This window comes from Pseudonocardia aurantiaca (assembly GCF_039526725.1).
Taxonomy (GTDB): domain Bacteria; phylum Actinomycetota; class Actinomycetes; order Mycobacteriales; family Pseudonocardiaceae; genus Pseudonocardia; species Pseudonocardia aurantiaca.
Genome location: NZ_BAAAJG010000008.1, coordinates 571,006 through 587,196 on the forward strand (window position 1 = coordinate 571,006; position 16,191 = coordinate 587,196).

Genomic DNA, 16,191 nt, shown 5'->3' on the forward strand with positions numbered 1-16,191 from the left:
CTGACCCCGACTCACACGTTGCGGGCGGCGGGCGGGCCGCGGCGAGAGGATGTGGACATGTACCGCGTGGATTCCGAGGTCGGCGTGCTGCGGCAGGTCATCGTGCACCGGCCCGGCATCGAGCTGAAGCGTCTGACGCCCGGCAACAAGGAGCGCCTGCTGTTCGACGACGTGCTGTGGGTGTCGCGGGCCCAGGAGGAGCACGATCGGTTCGCCGGCCTACTGCGCGAGCTCGGCGTCGTCGTGCACCTGTTCGGTGACCTGCTGCGCACGGCCGTCGACATCCCGGAGGCGCGCAAGTACGTCCTCGACCGCATCTTCGACGACCGCGTCTACGGCCCGCTCGCCATCGACGCGCTGCGCAACTGCTTCGACGCGATGGACACCAGCACCCTCACCGAGCACCTGATCGGCGGGATCACCAAGCGCGAGGTGCTCGACCGCATCCCGGAGCCGCGCTCGATCGCCTTCCATGTGCTCGACCCGGACGACTTCGTGCTCGAGCCGCTGCCCAACCACCTCTACACGCGTGACACATCCGCGTGGATCTACGGCGGGGTGGCGATCAACAGCATGCGCAAGAAGGCCCGGATGCGCGAGACTGTGCACTACGAGGCCGTCTACCGCTGGCACCCGCTGTTCGTGGGGGCCGACTACGCCATCTGGTCCGAGGGCTCGATCAACGGGCCCGCCACCACCGAGGGTGGGGACATGCTCGTGCTCGGGGGCGGCGCGCTGGTCGTCGGGCTCAGCGAGCGCACCACGCCTCAGGGCGTCGAGCGGCTGGCGCGCAGGCTCTTCGCGGGCGGCGAGGTGGACCGCATCGTCGCGCTCCGGATGCCGCAGGCCCGGGCTTTCATGCACCTCGACACCGTGATGACGATGGTCGACCCGGAGACGTTCGTGGAGTACGCGGGGCTCGGCCTCCTGCCGGCCTACACCGTTCGCCCGGGCGCCTCGGAGAAGGAGCTGGACGTCACCGACCACCCGCCCGAGCAGATGCACCTCGCAATCGCCGCCGCGATGCGCCTGCCGTCGGTGCGGGTGCTCACCGCCGAGCAGGACGTCCACGCGGCGGAGCGCGAGCAGTGGGACGACGGGTGCAACGCCCTCGCCGTGGCACCCGGCGTGGTGGTGACCTACGAGCGCAACGTCACGACCAATACGCACCTGCGCAGGCACGGCATCGAGGTGCTCGACATCCCCGGCGGCGAGCTGGGCCGCGGGCGCGGCGGGCCACGGTGCATGAGCTGCCCGATCGTGCGCGACCCCGCCTGACGCCTGCGCGCGGACCGGTGAGATCCGGGATCTCGCCGGCTGCGCCCGGTACTGTTCCCCCGTGAGTTCCGTCGCGCAAGAAACTCCCGTCGCCGCCGACTGGCCGGCGCTCGACGGGAGCCAGCAGCGCGTCGCCGTGGAGGTGCTGCGGCACGGGCCGCTTCCCCGCGCCGAGCTGGCCCGCCGGCTCGGCCTCTCGGCCGGGTCGCTGACCCGGCTCACCCGCCCGCTGGTCGACTCCGGGCTGCTGGTCGAGGGCAGCACCGACGTGCACACGCGCACCGGCAGGCCCTCGCTCCCGCTCGACGTGGCGCCCTCGGCCCGCCGGTTCCTCGGCATGAAGATCACCGGCGACACCCTTTTCGGCGTCGTCACCGACATGCGGGCGACCGTGCTCGCCGAGCACACCGTGCCCCTCCCGGCGCGGGATCCCGCCGCGGTCGTCGCGACCGCCGCGGCCGCAGTCGAGCACCTCCGCTCCGCCGCCGGCGGGGATGTGGCGGGCCTCGGGGTGGGCATCGGCGGTTTCGTGCGCGAGCGCCGGGAGGTCGCCCGGGCCCACTACCTGCGGTGGGACCACACCGTCCCACTCGCGGACCTGCTGGAGGAGGCCGCAGGGCTCCCCTCGGTGGTGGAGAACGACGTGCGGGCGCTCACCGTCGCCGAGCACTGGTTCGGCCCGGGGCGGGGCATGCACTCGCTCGTCGTCATCACGATCGGCGTCGGCGTCGGCTGCGGGATCGTGGTGCACGACCGGCTCGTGGAGGGCGCACACGGCGGCGGCGGCTCGATCGGGCACCGCCCGCTCTTCGGGTGGGGCGTGTGCGCCGACGGCCACCGGGGCTGCGCGCACGCGCTGCTCGCCTCCGACGCGATCGCGGGCGCCGTCGCCCAGGCCGTCGGGCACCCCGTGGACCACGCCGAGGCGCTGGCGCTCGCCAGGGCCGGGCAGCCCGCCGCCCTGCGCGTGGTGCGGGACGGCGGCCGGGCGCTCGGCCTGCTCGTCGCCGACATCGCCAACCTCGTCGACCCCGAGCTGGTCATCCTCACCGGCGACGGCATCGGCCTCGTCGACCTGGCCGGCGCCGAGCTCGACGCCGCGGTGCTGGAGAACCGCAACCAGGACGCCGGGCCCACCCCTGTGGAGGTCCGGCCGTTCCCGTTCACCGAGTGGGCGCGGGGCGGCGCCGCCGTCGCGATCCAGACCCACGTGCTGGGCACCGCGGGCGCCGCCGCCTGAGCCCGGTCAGCCGCTCGTGAACAGGGCGTTCACCTCGGCGTTGACCTCCGTGAGCGACGACGGGTCCGCCGCGAAGGACATCACCCGCTCCATCGCGTTCTTCATGACCGAGTCGACGTCCGCGGCGTTCTCGGCCACCGGGTAGAGCACCGTCGTGCCGTCCCGGACCTGCCGGGTGAACGCCGTGATGTCGTACCCGTGCTCGGCCAGGCGCGCTTCGGCCGCAGGCACCTCGCTGGCGATGGCGGGGAGGACCACCCCGCCCTGCCCCACCACCGACTGGCACTCTGGCGACGCGAGGTAGCGCACCCACTCCCAGGCCGCGCCCTTGTTCGGCGAGCCCGTCGAGATCGAGTCGGCGAGGGAGTTGGACATGGTCGCCCGCTCCCCCGATGGGCCGATCGGTGTCGGCGCGGTGGCGAGGGAGATCCCGCCGAGCTGCGCGAACGTGTTGATGTTCCACGAGCCCTCGGTGACCATCGCGTAGCGGCCCGCCTGCAGCTGTTGGGAGAGCGACCCGCCGATGGTCTGTTCCAGCGGCGGCATGAAACCCTTCTCGATCAGGCCGCGCCACCAGCTGATGGTGTCCTGGAACCGCGGGTCGTCGTAGTTGAAGCGGGTTCCCCAGAGCTCGCGGTCGGTGTGGCTCCAGCCCGTGGCGGCGGCGTACATCGACCACTGCGTCTGTCCGGCGCCCGCACCGAGGTCGTCGGACAGGCCGATCCCGTAGGTGGCTACGGCGTTCCTGTCGAACCCCGGCTCGTCGCCGCGCACGCCGTTGCGGTCGACGGTCAGCCGGGCGATCACGTCCTCGTACGTCCCGCCGTCGGCCGGGTTCCAGGTGAGCTCCTGCATCTGCGCAGGCGTGACGCCGGCGGCCGCGGCCATCTCGGTGTTGTAGAAGAGGCCGACCGCGTCGAAGTCCTTCGGCAGCCCGTAGCGGCGCCCGTCCGGCCCGACCCACAGCCGCGCCGTGCCGTCGACGTACTGGCCCAGGTCGATCCCCGACTCCTCGACGAGCCCGTCGAGCGGCTCGATGAGCCCCCGCGAGACGTAGTCGCCGTACTTGGACGTGTGGTCGACGAACACGTCCGGCGCCGCGTCCGACACGAAGGCCGTGAGCAGCCGGCCCCAGTAGTTGTCCCAGCCCATCTGCTCGATCGTGACGTCGATGTCGGGGTGCGTGGCCTCGAAGTCGTTCGCGCACTGCTGGTAGGCGGGCAGCTGGCCCGAGTCCCACATCCAGTAGGTGATCTCGCCGGTGTCGCCGTACCCGCCGCCCGACGGGCCGCGGGCGCCGCACGCGCAGGCGACGAGGGCGACGACGAGAGCGGCCGCGACGGCCGGGACACGGTTTCGCATGCGTCGATCCCTCACTTGATCCCCGAGAAGCCGATGGAGTCGACGATCCGGCGCCCGAACGCGAGGAACAGCAGGAGCACCGGGACGGCGGCGATGAGCGTGGCGGCCATCAGGCCGGGCCAGTCCGGGTTGCCCTGCGGCTCCTGCGCGCGGAACACGCCGAGCGCGACGGTGAGCGTCCGGACCTCCCGTTCGCTGGCCACGAGCAGCGGCCAGAAGTACTCGTTCCACGCCTGGACGTACTGCAGCAGGGCCAGGGTGATGACGGGGCCCCAGCTCATCGGCACGATGATCCGGAAGAACGTGCGGACGTGCCCGGCCCCGTCCAGCCGAGCCGCCTCCTCGATCTCGCTCGAGATGCCGAGGAAGAACTGGCGGAGGAAGAAGATGGCGAAGGGCGTCATGAAGAAGAACGGGAGGACGACCGCGGAGTAGGTGTTGAGGATGCCCAGGTCGCGCATCAGCAGGAAGTTCGGCAGCTGCGTGAAGATCGGCGGCACCATCAGCGCGGTCAGGAACAGGAAGAACACCGCGTCCCGGCCGGGCCAGCGTAGGCGGGCGAACGCGTAGGCGGCGAGGGCGCCGAAGAACACCTGCCCGGCGGTGATCAGCGTGGCCACGACCACCGAGTTGCGCAGGTAGACCCAGAACTCGACGGACGTCCCGCTGCCCCCTTCGGCCTGCGCCTCCTCCGTCGTGGCGAGGCCGAGCACCCGGCGGAACGCGCCCCAGGTGAAGTCCACCGGGAGCAGCGAACTGCCGCCGGTGGCGAGCGTCGTGCCGTTGGACAGGGCCGTGCGCAGCATCCAGTAGAACGGGAACAGCGTGATCGCGACGACCCCGATCAGCGCCGCCCAGGCGAGGATCCGGCCGGGCGCGAACCGCAGGGTCGTCGGGGTGGCGGCGGGCGCGGTCGTGGGCGCGGGGTTCGGCGGGGCCGTGGTCACGTCGGTGTGGACCATCCGGGGCTCCTCAGGGTGTCAGGCGAGGTCCGATTCGTTCGCCCGCGCCAGCCGCAGCTGGACGAACGCGATGACGGCGAGGATGACGAGCAGGACGACCGACACCGCCGCGGCGTAGCCGTAGTCGAGCCGCTGGAAGGCCAGGTCGAAGATGTAGTACTGGATCACGTTCGACGCCTCGGCCGGCCCGCCCGCGGTGGTGACGGCCACCGTGTCGAAGACCTGGAACGAACCGACCATCGTCACGACGAGTACGAGCGCGAGCACCGGCCGGAGCATGGGCAGGGTGATGCGCCGGAACATCTGCCACTCCGTGGCACCGTCCACGCGAGCGGCCTCGTAGAGGATCCGCGGGATCGTCTGGAGCCCGGCGAAGATCAGCAGCGCGGTGTAGCCGAGGTGGCGCCAGGTGTTGACGAACGCGACGGTCGGGATCGCCCAGTCCTCGCTGCCGAAGAACGCCACCGCATCGACCCCGAGCGCGCCGAGCACCTGGTTCACGACGCCGATCTGCGCGTCGAGCATCCAGAACCACAGCAGCGCGACGACGACGTTGGCCACCAGGTACGGCAGCAGCACGAGCCCTCGGATCACCACCGACTGCGTGAGCCGGTGCAGCAGCACCGCGAGCCCGAGCGCGAGCACGGTCTGGAAGCCGATGTTGAGCGCCACGTACTCGACCGTGACGAGGAGGGCGTTCCAGAACGTCTCGTCCCCGAGCATGCGGCGGTAGTTGTCCAGCCCGACGAACGAGGTGTCGGCGAAGAAGCTGTAGTCGGTGAGGCTCAGCCAGAACCCCTGCAACGTCGGCCAGAAGTAGAAGAGCACGAAGCCGAGGAGCGACGGGACGAGGAAGGCCAGCGCCGTCCACGTCTCGCGCCGGGACCTCCGCGGCGGCGCGGCGGCGGGCCCGGCGCCGACCCGGGCGGGCGCGAGCGCGGTCATCGCTCCCCCACCGCCTCGGCCCGCAGCAGCAGGAGCTGTTCGGGGTTGAGTGCCGGCGTTCGCAGCCCCGCCTCGGCGAGCACCCGGCCCGGCAGCTCGACGCCCGTGGCGAGCCACGCGGGCAGCCTGCGCTGCCGTACCGCGGGCGTGTCCCCGGGCGGTTGCACCGTCACGCGGTAGCGGCGCTCCGGGTCGAGCCCGGGCAGCCGCAGCGCGCCCGGCACCGCGGTCAGCGGCGTCGCGAGCTGGACCAGCGCGAACAGGGCGGAACTGCGGTCGGACGCCACCACCCCGTGCAGCGCCGCGGCGGGGTCGTGCTGGTCGGCGCGCACCACCGTGCCGCTGTGCAGCAGGCCGCGCACGTCCTTGTAGAGCTGCACCCACGCCGCCAGTTCCTTGCGCTCCTCCGCGCTCGCGGTGGTGACGTCCCACTCGATCCCGAACGAGCCGAAGAGCGCGGTGCCGGCGCGGAAGGAGAGGTCGTGGGTGCGCGCGGTGGAGTGCGAGCGGGGCGACCCGACGTGCGCGCCGATCAGCTCGGGCGGGAGCAGTTGCACGGTGTAGCGCTGGATCTGCTGGCGTTCCAGCGGGTCGATGTTGTCGCTGCCCCAGACGCGGTCGGTGCGCTCCAGGATCTCCAGGTCGACGCGCAGCCCGCCCGAGGAGCAGGACTCGATCTCGAGGTGCGGATGGCGGGAACGCAACTCGTCGATCAGCCGGTAGACCGCGCGGGTCTGGGCGTGCACCCCCGGGGTGCCGAACGGGCTGTGCCCCGCGTCCACCAGGTCGCGGTTGTGGTCCCACTTCAGGTAGGAGATCGGGTACTCGCGCAGCAGCGCGTCGAGCCGCTCCAGCACGTAGCCGTAGGCGCCGGGATGGGCGAGGTCGAGCACCTGCTGCGACCGCGAGAGCGGCGGCGTCCGACCGCCCGTCGCGAGGATCCACTCCGGGTGCGCGCGGGCGAGGTCGGAGTCCGGGTTGACCATCTCCGGCTCCACCCACAGCCCGAACTGCATGCCCAGCCGGCGCACCTCGTCGACGAGCGGGTGCAGCCCGCGCGGCCACACGTCCTCGTCGACGTACCAGTCGCCGAGGCCCGCCTTGTCGGTGCGCCGGTGGCGGAACCAGCCGTCGTCCAGCACGTACCGCTCCACGCCGACGTCCGCGCCCACCCTGGCCAGGTCGACGAGCCGGTCGAGGTCGTGGTCGAAGTAGACGGCCTCCCACGTGTTCAGCACGACCGGGCGCGGGGAGCGCGGGTGCTGCGGGCGCGACCGCAGGTGTGTGTGGAAGCGGGCGGCGATCCCGTCCAGGCCGATGGCGTGCGCGGCGTAGACCCAGGGACCGGTGTACTCCTCCCCCTGCGCCAGCCGGACCTCGCCGGGCAGCAACAGCTCACCGCCACCGAGCACGGCGGCCCCGTTCGCGAGCCGCTCCGCGTAGCTGACGTGGTTGCCGCTCCAGGCCACGTGCACCGCCCACACCTCGCCCTCACGGAAGCCGAAGCCCGCGGTGCCCGCGGCGAGCACCAGCGGCGCGTCCGGGCCGGTGCGGCCGCGGCGGTTCTCCCGCGAGTGCACGCCGACGACGAACGGCGCACGCTGCGGCGCCCGCTCGCGGCCCCAGCGGCCCGCGAGGTCGAACAGTTCGGTGGCGACCGGCGGCACCGGGAGCGCGAGCGCGAGGCCGCCGACGACGAAGGGCTCGCCCCCACCGCCCCCACCGCCCGCAGCGCCCGCCGGTACGGCGACCGTCGCCCGCTGGCGCAGCACGCCAGAGGCGAGCAACTCGATCTCCAGCCGCAGCTCCAGCCCGGCGTCGTCGTCGCGGCCGGTGGCGCGCACGGTCCCGCCGCCCGCGGGATCGGGCTGTACGTGGAAGGCCGTGCGCGTGAACAGCGGTGACCAGGCCCGGCCCGCCCGATGCCCGGCGAGCCCCGGCCTGCCGACCCAGCCCGCCGAGTGCTCGGGGAGCACACCGACGCGGGTGACGTCGTCGAGGTCGTTCGACACGGTGCCGGGCACGGAGGCCGCCGCGAGCGCCACGATGTCGGCGGCGCCCAGCTCACCGAGGTCGGTGCCCCAGTACAGCACCGCGGGCAGGCGCGCCCCGTCGCACACCAGCACGACGCTCACCCCGGCCGCGCGCAGGTGGACGGGGGTGGTCGGGGTCGCGGCGGTATCGGGCATCGGCGCTCCGCTCTTCACGTCGTCGTGCAGTGACGCAGGTCTCGTCACCGTTCGCGGATAACTTCTACGGTAGAACTTAGTGGGCGTCAACGGGCGGTTGCGGAAACGCCTGTCGCCGGAGTCGGTTCCATCGTGGAACGCCGTTCACCGCCACGGGTGAACCCCGGCGGCCGATCAGCCGAGGGCGGCGAGGGGGCGGCGCCGGGGGGCCGTCGTCGGTGGCACCTGCCCCGCCCGGCGGTCGGTGCGCTCCAGAATCTCCAGGTAGACGCGCAGCCCACCCGAGGAGCAGGACTCGATCTCGAGGTGCGGGTGACTGGAGCGCAACTCGTCGATCAGCGGCCGCCGCCCGAAGCGTGACCCCGACGGGGATGAACGGCATCCGCCAGGCGTTCGAGGGCGCCGACGAACACCGCCCGCTCGGCCGGCTCGAGCTCGGAGAGCAGGTCGGCCTCCACCGCGCGCACCCCTGCCCGGCAGGACCGCACGAGGTCCCGGCCTCCCGCGGTGAGCGCGACGACACGGTTGCGACGGTCGGCCGGATCCGGGGTGCGCCGCAGGAGCCCGCGGGCCTCCAGGCGGTCGAGGATCGGGATCAGCCGCGTCTTGTCCCTCCCGACGGTTTCCGCCAGTTCGGACTGGGTCGGGGCAGGCCCGTCCTCGAGGGCGCCCAGCACGGCGTAGTCCCACATCTCGACGTCGTGCGCGCGCAGCACCGGAGCCTCGGCGTCGATCATCGCCCTGGCCAGCCAGGCGAAGGCCGCTCCAAGGTCGTGGCGCTGCTCGCTCACACCGCAAGACGATAGCGCTTGACCAATCGTCTACCACGGTAGATAGTAAGCGAATGGAGATTATCGACCGTCATCGGCGGGCGACGGCTGCGGCCCGCATCGCCCTCGCCCGGCTGCGGCCCGTCGACCTCGGCCTGCCCACGCCGTGCGCCGGCTGGGATTTGCGGGACCTGCTCGAACACATGACAGGGCAGGACCACGGGTTTGCGGCGGCCGTCCGGGCCGGGAGCACGGCGGACGTCGACGCCGGCGCGTTCGCCGCGCTTCCGCTCGGCCCCGACCCGGCCAGAACGTCCGCCGCGGCCGCCGACGACCTCGTCGCGGCCTTCGCCGAGGCCGCCGCCGACCCAGGCCGCTCCGTGTGGCTGCCGGAGTTCGGCCGCCGGTTCCCGCTCGAGCAGGTAGCGGGATTCCACCTGATCGACACCCTCGTGCACGGCTGGGACGTCGCCGTGACCCTCGGGATCGCGCTCGACTACGACGACGACCTGGTCGCGGCGGGTCTGGAGCAGGCCGAGCGGGTGCCGGACGGAGAGTTCCGCGAACAGCCGGGCTCCCCGTTCGCCCGGGCTCTGGCAGACACGGGCGGTAGCGACCCCTGGGAACGCACGCTCGCCCTGCTCGGGCGGGACCCGACGTGGTCGCCGTACCGCGCGAGCGGAGCCCTGTAGGCGATCAGCCGTCGCCGCGGACGGCCCGTCGCAGCTTTGGCAGGCGCTCGCCGAGCACCCGCTCCGCCCCGCGGCCCGTCGGACGGTAGTAGTCGCGGCCGACCAGCGCGTCGGGCGGGTACTGCTGTTCCAGTACCCCGTCGGCCGAGTTGTGCGGGTACCGGTAGCCGACCGCGTTGCCCAGCTTCTGCGCGCCCGCGTAGTGCCCGTCGCGCAGATGCGGTGGCACTGCGCCCACCGCCCCTGCTCGCACGTCCGCCATCGCCTCGTCGATGCCCGTGATCACCGCGTTCGACTTGGGGGCCGTCGCCAGGTGCAGCGTGGCCTGCGCGAGCGCAAGCCGGCACTCGGGCAGCCCCACCAGCTGCACGACCTGCGCGGCGGCCACCGCAGCCTGCAGCGCCGTGGGGTCGGCCAGCCCGACGTCCTCGCTGGCGTGCACCATCAGCCGCCGCGCGATGAACCGCGGGTCCTCCCCCGCCACCAGCATCCGAGCCAGGTAATGCAACGCGGCGTCCGCGTCCGAGCCCCGGATCGACTTGATGAACGCGCTGATCACGTCGTAGTGCTGGTCGCCCTGCCGGTCGTAGCGCACGGTGGCCTCGGTGACGGCGCGCTCCACAGCGGGCACGTCGATCACGGTGGCGCCCGTGCCCTGGACGCCGTCGGCCGCGGCCTCCAGCGCGGTGAGTGCCCGGCGCGCGTCTCCGGCAGCGAGCCGGACCAGCGCGTCCTCGGCTTCGATGCTCAGCTCGACGCCGCCGTGCAGCCCGCGCGGGTCGGCGACGGCGCGGCGCAGCAGCGCCCGCACGTCATCGTCGGTGAGCGACTGCAGCTGCAGCACCAGAGACCGCGACAGCAGCGGCGACACAACCGAGAACGACGGGTTCTCCGTGGTGGCTGCGACCAGCAGCACCAGCCGGTCCTCCACCGCGCCGAGCAGCGCGTCCTGCTGGGTCTTGGAGAAGCGGTGCACCTCGTCGATGAACAGCACCGTCTGCTGGTCCAACCGGTCGCGGCGGCGCCGGGCGTCGTCGATCACGGCGCGCAGCTCCTTCACGCCCGAGGAAAGCGCGGACAGTGCGACGAAGTGCCTGCTGCCCACGCCGGCCAGCAGCCGGGCGATCGTGGTCTTGCCGGTGCCGGGCGGCCCGTAGAGCAGCACGGACGCCGCCGCACCGCCCTCGACAAGCCGCCGCAACGGGGCGCCGGGCCGCAGTAGGTGGGCCTGCCCGACCACCTCGTCGAGCGCGCGTGGCCGCATCCGGACGGCCAGCGGCGCGGTGGCACGCGCGCCGTCACCGACCGCGTCGTGGTGACCCCCCGCGTCGGCCTGGGCCGGCTCGTCGAGCTCGAACAGCCCGTCCGCCTCCGTACTCATCCGCTCCAGCCTGCCACCGGGCACCGACAGCGGGCGAATCGCCCATGATTCCGGGCAGCGCCGTATGCCAATGCCCTCACCCTCGGCCGCACCGCCCATTCGATATCCGCATGGCCCGTTCGTCGTCAGGGCATGGAGATCGGAGTGGGCCTGCCCAACGGCGGCCGCACGGTGATGACGGAGGACCTCGTCCGGCTGGCGACCGGCGCCGAGGCCGCAGGCCTGGACTCGGTGTGGGTGATGGACCGCTGGCTGCGGCCACGGCGCGGCGTGGTGATGCCCGGGGTGCCGGTTCCGGTAGAGCTGCCGGCCGAGGGGTACGCCTGCGTGTTCGACCCGCTCGACGTCCTCGCCCACCTCGCCGCGCTCACCACGCGGGTGCGGCTCGGCACGAGCGCGCTGCAGGCGCTCCTACAGCCGCCGGGCTGCTGGCCCGGCGGCTCGCGACGGTCGACCAGCTCTCCCGCGGCCGGGTCGATCCGGACGCCGGTCCGGGCCGCCCCCTGTTCCGGGGCACGCGCGCCCAGAGGGCGGAGGACGTGGAGCGGGTGGCCCAGCTCGGGGTGGGCCACCTCGTCCTGCAGGTCGCGGGCCACCTCGAGGCGGCGCTCGACGTCCTGCCGGGGCTGCGCGGGCTCGTCACGGCTTGACCTACGGCCGGCCCACGACGAGGGCGCCCCGGTCGCGGGGGTCATTCGAAACGGATGTGCCGCACGCTCGTGGCGAACCGGCGCAGCCGCGCGCGCAGCGGGCCGTCCGTGGCCGGGGCGATCGACAGCCCCGCCGAGCGTGCGACCCGCTCGGCGACCTGCGGCACCGGCACGTGGTCGGTGTGGATGTGCTCGGCGAACTCCGGCTCCCGCAGCCGCTCGAGGCACTCGTCGAGCCGCGCCACCGCGAAGCTATCGCCGCTGCGGCACCGGATCGCGCCCCGCTCCCGCAGCCGCCGCAGCACGGTCGAGCGCTCGGCGAGCAGGGCGAAGTGATGCACCTCGTGGCCCTCGTCGCGCAGCCTGCCGACGATCTCGGCGAAGTAGCGAGGGTGCACGAGCGTCATCGGCGCGATCACCGGGCCGGGATGCCCGCGCATTGTCATGTCGCGCAGCGCCATGTCCAGGACCTCGCGCACCCCCTGCCGCCACGCCGGGATGTCCTGGAAGTCGGCGCGCAGCGCGGCCGGCTGCATGCGGCGCAGGCCGAACCCGACGTGCTCGGGATCGCACACGACGCTGCCGGGCAGCCGCCGGTGCAGCTCGTACGCAGTCTGGGTCTTGCCACCGCCGAACGGGCCGTTGATCCACAGCAGCATGCGGGGGACCATATCGCCGAGGCGTCGGGGTTCGCCGCCGGCTCCCGCCGCCGATGCTCGCGGCCAACCAGTACGAGTCGACGCAGCTAATTCAGGGCGACCCGCCATCCGACCCGGGAAAAGACGACGGGCCCGGCGCTCGGATCGCGTCGGACCCGTCGTCGTGCGAGAAGTCGTGCGAGAAACGGCTAGCAGTTCAGCAGGAGCGGGTTCTGATTGAGGATCTGAGCCCGCGGAGTGATGAACTCGCGGTACTCCGCCTCGGCCTCCGGCTTGAACAGACCGACCTTGCAGCAGTTCTGGAACGCGAGTCGCACACCGAACCGGCGCTGCACTGCGCCGCGCATCGAGTCGCTGCTGACCAGCCTGAACAGCTGACCCCACGACCCATCGTCCGGCGGGACGGTGGTGCTCTGCACCGCCGGCTGCCCACCCTTCTCCAGTTCAGCGGCGAGCTCCTCGATCAGCCCCCATGCATAGGGGAGCGAATTCTGGATGCATTCGATGAAGTCAGCGTCGGACACAGGGCCGTGCTGCGCCTGTTCGAGCAGGGTATTGGGCACGGTGAGAGACAACGCAATCCTCCGAGCGAGTTGTTCGGAACCGGTAACGGTGAACAGTACCCGTGGGCCCGCTCTCCAGAACCCCCCGAATTGGTGAACTCCAATGCCCGGCTGCGAATATCCTAATATTAGTGCCACACCATTGACAGCAAAACGCGTCCCACAATATGGGACGTCGGTGCCGTATCGCAGGAAACTCGGGCACGCTGGAGCACGGCCGCGCCCGCAACCGGGGCCGGCCGCCGTCTCGCCCTGCCGACCCAGGACGACCTCACCGCTCCTGGACCGACAGACGCGAAGGCGAACCTCGTGACCATCCCCCGCTCCCCTGCCGTCCCCCGTTCCCCTGCCGTCCTGCTCTCCGCCCGGGTGCGCGAGGTGCGCGGGTCGGCCATCCGCGACCTCCTCGCGCTCACCGCCCGCAACGACGTCATCTCCCTCGCAGGCGGGCTCCCGGGCACCGACCTGCTCCCCCGCGACCGGATCGGAGCGGCCCTCGCGACGGCCGTCGCGGACCCCGCCGCCGTCCAGTACGGCGAGACCAGCGGCCTACGACGGCTGCGCGATGTCCTCGCCACGACCGAGGGCGAGCGGCTGGGGCGCCGCCTCGCCCCCACCGACGTCGTCGTCACGAGCGGCTCGCAGCAGGCCCTCGACCTCGTGGCTCGCGCGATGCTCGACCCCGGCGACCCGGTGGTCGTCGAGGACCCCTGCTACGTCGGCGCACTGCAGGTGTTCCAGGCTGTGGGCGCCGCACTGCACCCCGTGCCGGTGGACGCGGACGGCATGGATGTCGACACCCTCGCCGCCCGGCTCGCCGCAGGCCTGCGCCCGAAGCTCGTGCACACCGTCAGCAGCTTCCACAACCCGCGCGGGGCAACCCTCGCGGCCGAGCGCCGGGCCGCGCTCGCCGCGCTGGCCGACCGCTACGGCTTCCTCGTGGTCGAGGACGACCCGTACGGGCTCCTGGCGTTCGACGGCCCGCCGCCGGTGCCCGTGGCCGCGCTCGGCGACCGCGTGGTGCGGCTGGGCAGCGCCTCGAAGGTGCTCGCGCCAGCCCTGCGCGTCGGCTGGCTGACCGGGCCTACGCCGCTGCTCGCCGCCGTCGAGCGGCTCAAGCAGTGCACGGACCTCTGCGGCTCCACGCTCACGCAGGCCGTCGCGGCCGAGTTGCTCGCCGACCGCCCGTGGTTCGACGCGCACCTCGACCGGCTGCGCGGCGCGCTGCGGGAACGGGCCGCCGCGCTCACGGGCGCCGTCCGTGAGACCTTCGCCGACGCCGTGACGTACTCGACGCCGACGGGCGGGATGTTCTGCTGGGTCGAGTTCACCGACGGCACCCGGCCCGCCGACCTCCTGCCCGTGGCGCTGGAGCACGGCGTCGGGTTCGTACCCGGTGCCGCGTTCGCGGCGAACAGCAAGCCCGGCGCCGCGCACGACAGGGCGGCCCGGCTCTGCTTCGCGTCGAACCCCGTTCCGGCGCTGCGTACCGCGGTCGGGCGGCTCAGTGCCGCCTGGCGCCGGAGCGCCGTTTCCGCGACGTAGGGTCGAATGGTGCGCCAGATCCTCGAACTGCTGGAGCGCGACGCCCAGCTCTCCCACGAGACCATCGCGACCATGACCGGGCTCCCGGTCGCCGAAGTGAGCGAGGCGATCGCCACGTGGGAGGCGTCGGGCGCGATCCGGCGCTACAAGGCGGTCGTCGACTGGGACGCGGTGGACGGGGACCCCACCAGCGAGACCGTCACGGCGTTCATCGACGTGTCGATCGCCCCGGCACGCGGCGTCGGGTTCGACGACGTGGCCACCCGCATCGCCCGATTCGACGAGGTGCGCAGCGTGTACCTCGTCTCCGGGAGCCACGACCTGCGCTGCACGGTGATGGGCCGCACGATCCGGGCCGTGTCCGACTTCGTCTCGCAGAAGCTCTCGACGATCGACCGGGTGCAGGGCACGGCCACCCACTTCGTGCTCAAGACCTACAAGCGCGACGGCGACGCGTTCACGCAGCCGGATCGCGACCACCGGCTGCCGGTGACCCCGTGAAGCCGCTCAACTCCGTCGTCGCCGCGTGCCCGCCGTCGGGCATCCGCAGGTTCTTCGACATCGCCTCGGAGATGGAGGACGTGATCTCGCTCGGCGTCGGGGAGCCGGACTTCGCCACCCCGTGGCGCGTCACCGAGGCCGGGATCTACGCCCTCGAGCACGGCTACACGACCTACACGTCCAATGCCGGGCTCCCCCGCCTGCGCGAGCTGATCTGTGCCGACCTCGCCGCCCGTTACGGGGCCGGCTACGACCCGGGCACCGAGTGCCTCATCACCACCGGGGTGTCCGAGGGCCTCGACCTCGTCCTGCGGGTGCTGCTCAACCCCGGTGACGAGGTGATCGTGCCGGAGCCCTGCTACGTGGCCTACGAACCGTGTGTTGCGTTTGCCGGCGGCACGCCGGTGCGGGTGCCGACTCGCTGGGAGGACGGCTTCGCGGTGGACCCCGACGTGGTCGCGGCCGCCATCACCCCGCGCACCAAGGCGATCGTGATCGGCTCGCCCGCCAACCCGACGGGCGCCGTGCAGCCGCGCGCCGCGCTCGAAGGGCTCGTCCGGCTCGCGGAGCAGCACGACCTGTACCTCGTCTCCGACGAGATCTACGGACGGCTCACCTACAGCGGCGGCCACACCTGCCTCGGCGCGCTGCCCGGCGCCCGCGAGCGCACCGTGATCCTCGGCGGCTTCTCCAAGTCCCACGCGATGACGGGATGGCGGGTCGGCTGGGTCTGCGCGCCCGCCGCCGTCGCGGAGCTCGCCGTGCGTGTGCACCAGTACACGATGCTGTGCGCCCCGCACGTCTCACAGCTGGCGGCGGTGGAGGCGCTCTCCTCGCCGGGCGACGACGTCGACGCGATGGTGGCCGACTACGACCGGCGCAGGCGGGTGTTCGTCAAGGGCCTGCGCGAGACCGGGCTGGAGTGCCCGGAGCCGGAGGGCGCCTTCTACGCCTTCCCGTCGATCCGCTCCTCGGGGCTCGACTCGGAGACGTTCGCCGAGCGGCTGCTCTACGCCGAGCACGTGGCCGTGGTCCCGGGGAGCGTGTTCGGGCCGTCCGGCGAGGGACACGTGCGGTGCTCGTACGCCACCGCGCTGCCACTCCTGGAAGAGGCGCTCATGCGGATCGACCGGTTCCTGCGGTCGCTCTGAATCGATCCTTTCAGGCCCGTTAGTCGGACGTCCACGCAGCGTGAGGTTTGCGCGGGGTTCACAGGGCGGCAAAGTGCGTGGGGCAGCCTCGGAGAGCATGGAGACACGAGCATGTCCGCTTTGCGCCCTTACGCGAACACCTGAGGACGTCGCCGGCCTCGCCTGGAGCAGCCAGCACGAACCCGACGGTTCCATCACCTACATCTGCCCCACCTGCACGCGGGCGCAGCTGTGGCGGATCGAGGCGCAGCTCGCGGTGGCCTCACCAACCGCCCCTGCGCCGCCGACGCCCGTGCGCCGCGC

General features: G+C 72.7%; 15 protein-coding genes and 1 pseudogene. 7 read left to right on the plus strand and 9 right to left on the minus strand.

Features of this window, described 5'->3' with window-relative positions; genetic code table 11:
- Positions 1–57: 57 nt before the first annotated feature.
- Both ABD143_RS12620 and ABD143_RS12625 read left to right on the plus strand, forming a co-directional pair.
- Positions 58–1,278 carry an arginine deiminase gene (locus ABD143_RS12620; RefSeq protein WP_343976095.1) on the plus strand — a complete coding sequence of 407 codons (1,221 nt, stop codon included), beginning with the start codon at positions 58–60 and terminating at the stop codon, positions 1,276–1,278.
- A 61-nt stretch (positions 1,279–1,339) separates the two neighbouring features.
- A complete protein-coding gene (locus ABD143_RS12625) occupies positions 1,340–2,518 on the plus strand; it encodes an ROK family protein (RefSeq protein ID WP_343976098.1) in 1,179 nt (392 codons plus the stop codon).
- Between the two features lie 6 nt (positions 2,519–2,524).
- Here the strand turns inward: ABD143_RS12625 and ABD143_RS12630 are convergent, their stop codons facing one another.
- The 6 genes from ABD143_RS12630 to ABD143_RS12655 form a co-directional block, all read right to left on the minus strand.
- Positions 2,525–3,880 carry an ABC transporter substrate-binding protein gene (locus tag ABD143_RS12630; RefSeq protein ID WP_343976101.1) on the minus strand — a complete coding sequence of 452 codons (1,356 nt, stop codon included), beginning with the start codon at positions 3,878–3,880 and terminating at the stop codon, positions 2,525–2,527.
- An 11-nt stretch (positions 3,881–3,891) separates the two neighbouring features.
- The gene (locus ABD143_RS12635) at positions 3,892–4,842 is read right to left on the minus strand and encodes a carbohydrate ABC transporter permease (protein WP_343976104.1); all 951 of its coding nucleotides are present in this window, start codon (positions 4,840–4,842) and stop codon (positions 3,892–3,894) included.
- 18 nt (positions 4,843–4,860) lie between these two features.
- Positions 4,861–5,787 (minus strand): carbohydrate ABC transporter permease, encoded by a 927-nt coding sequence (locus tag ABD143_RS12640; RefSeq protein WP_343976108.1) that lies wholly within the window; start codon positions 5,785–5,787, stop codon positions 4,861–4,863.
- Positions 5,784–7,976, minus strand: coding sequence for an alpha-galactosidase (locus ABD143_RS12645; protein WP_343976111.1), 2,193 nt, complete (start codon positions 7,974–7,976; stop codon positions 5,784–5,786). The genes ABD143_RS12640 and ABD143_RS12645 overlap by 4 nt, the downstream gene beginning before the upstream one ends.
- 174 nt (positions 7,977–8,150) lie before the next feature.
- Positions 8,151–8,303, minus strand: coding sequence for a hypothetical protein (locus ABD143_RS12650; protein WP_343976114.1), 153 nt, complete (start codon positions 8,301–8,303; stop codon positions 8,151–8,153).
- Between the two features lie 8 nt (positions 8,304–8,311).
- The gene (locus ABD143_RS12655; protein ID WP_343976117.1) at positions 8,312–8,767 is read right to left on the minus strand and encodes a MarR family winged helix-turn-helix transcriptional regulator; all 456 of its coding nucleotides are present in this window, start codon (positions 8,765–8,767) and stop codon (positions 8,312–8,314) included.
- A 53-nt stretch (positions 8,768–8,820) separates the two neighbouring features.
- Here ABD143_RS12655 and ABD143_RS12660 point away from each other — a divergent pair, with 53 nt between their 5' ends.
- On the plus strand, positions 8,821–9,438 hold the full coding sequence (locus ABD143_RS12660) for a TIGR03086 family metal-binding protein (protein ID WP_343976120.1): 618 nt from the start codon (positions 8,821–8,823) through the stop codon (positions 9,436–9,438).
- A 4-nt stretch (positions 9,439–9,442) separates the two neighbouring features.
- Here the strand turns inward: ABD143_RS12660 and ABD143_RS12665 are convergent, their stop codons facing one another.
- Entirely contained in the window at positions 9,443–10,819 is a 1,377-nt protein-coding gene (locus ABD143_RS12665) for a replication-associated recombination protein A (protein ID WP_343976123.1), read from the minus strand.
- A gap of 174 nt (positions 10,820–10,993) precedes the next feature.
- On the opposite strand from ABD143_RS12665, the pseudogene ABD143_RS38470 reads away from it, so the two are divergent.
- Positions 10,994–11,182: pseudogene (locus ABD143_RS38470) on the plus strand (hypothetical protein); the annotation flags it as partial.
- A gap of 328 nt (positions 11,183–11,510) precedes the next feature.
- Here ABD143_RS38470 and ABD143_RS12675 read toward each other — a convergent pair.
- Together ABD143_RS12675 and ABD143_RS12680 are read right to left on the minus strand one after the other, a co-directional pair.
- A complete protein-coding gene (locus ABD143_RS12675) occupies positions 11,511–12,128 on the minus strand; it encodes an AAA family ATPase (RefSeq protein WP_343976129.1) in 618 nt (205 codons plus the stop codon).
- Between the two features lie 188 nt (positions 12,129–12,316).
- Positions 12,317–12,703 carry an SCO5389 family protein gene (locus ABD143_RS12680; protein WP_343976132.1) on the minus strand — a complete coding sequence of 129 codons (387 nt, stop codon included), beginning with the start codon at positions 12,701–12,703 and terminating at the stop codon, positions 12,317–12,319.
- Between the two features lie 297 nt (positions 12,704–13,000).
- On the opposite strand from ABD143_RS12680, the gene ABD143_RS12685 reads away from it, so the two are divergent.
- Genes ABD143_RS12685 through ABD143_RS12695 form a run of 3 tightly spaced genes read left to right on the plus strand, consistent with a single transcriptional unit; the run spans position 13,001 to position 15,888 of the window.
- Positions 13,001–14,236 carry an aminotransferase-like domain-containing protein gene (locus ABD143_RS12685; protein ID WP_343976136.1) on the plus strand — a complete coding sequence of 412 codons (1,236 nt, stop codon included), beginning with the start codon at positions 13,001–13,003 and terminating at the stop codon, positions 14,234–14,236.
- 6 nt (positions 14,237–14,242) lie between these two features.
- Positions 14,243–14,737, plus strand: coding sequence for an Lrp/AsnC family transcriptional regulator (locus ABD143_RS12690; protein WP_343976139.1), 495 nt, complete (start codon positions 14,243–14,245; stop codon positions 14,735–14,737).
- Positions 14,734–15,888, plus strand: a complete 1,155-nt coding sequence (locus ABD143_RS12695) for an aminotransferase class I/II-fold pyridoxal phosphate-dependent enzyme (protein WP_343976142.1) — start codon at positions 14,734–14,736, stop codon at positions 15,886–15,888. The genes ABD143_RS12690 and ABD143_RS12695 overlap by 4 nt, the downstream gene beginning before the upstream one ends.
- The last annotated feature ends 303 nt before the right edge of the window (positions 15,889–16,191 follow it).

Bases quoted from the DNA above. Each gene is read 5' to 3' on its own strand.
- ABD143_RS12635 (WP_343976104.1), bottom strand. From the start codon at position 4,842: ATGGTCCACACCGACGTGACCACGGCCCCGCCGAACCCCGCGCCCACG.
- ABD143_RS12645 (WP_343976111.1), bottom strand. From the start codon at position 7,976: ATGCCCGATACCGCCGCGACCCCGACCACCCCCGTCCACCTGCGCGCG.
- ABD143_RS12690 (WP_343976139.1), top strand. From the start codon at position 14,243: ATGGTGCGCCAGATCCTCGAACTGCTGGAGCGCGACGCCCAGCTCTCC.
- ABD143_RS12675 (WP_343976129.1), bottom strand. From the start codon at position 12,128: ATGCTGCTGTGGATCAACGGCCCGTTCGGCGGTGGCAAGACCCAGACT.
- ABD143_RS12660 (WP_343976120.1), top strand. From the start codon at position 8,821: ATGGAGATTATCGACCGTCATCGGCGGGCGACGGCTGCGGCCCGCATC.
- ABD143_RS12630 (WP_343976101.1), bottom strand. From the start codon at position 3,880: ATGCGAAACCGTGTCCCGGCCGTCGCGGCCGCTCTCGTCGTCGCCCTC.
- ABD143_RS12640 (WP_343976108.1), bottom strand. From the start codon at position 5,787: ATGACCGCGCTCGCGCCCGCCCGGGTCGGCGCCGGGCCCGCCGCCGCG.
- ABD143_RS12665 (WP_343976123.1), bottom strand. From the start codon at position 10,819: ATGAGTACGGAGGCGGACGGGCTGTTCGAGCTCGACGAGCCGGCCCAG.
- ABD143_RS12620 (WP_343976095.1), top strand. From the start codon at position 58: ATGTACCGCGTGGATTCCGAGGTCGGCGTGCTGCGGCAGGTCATCGTG.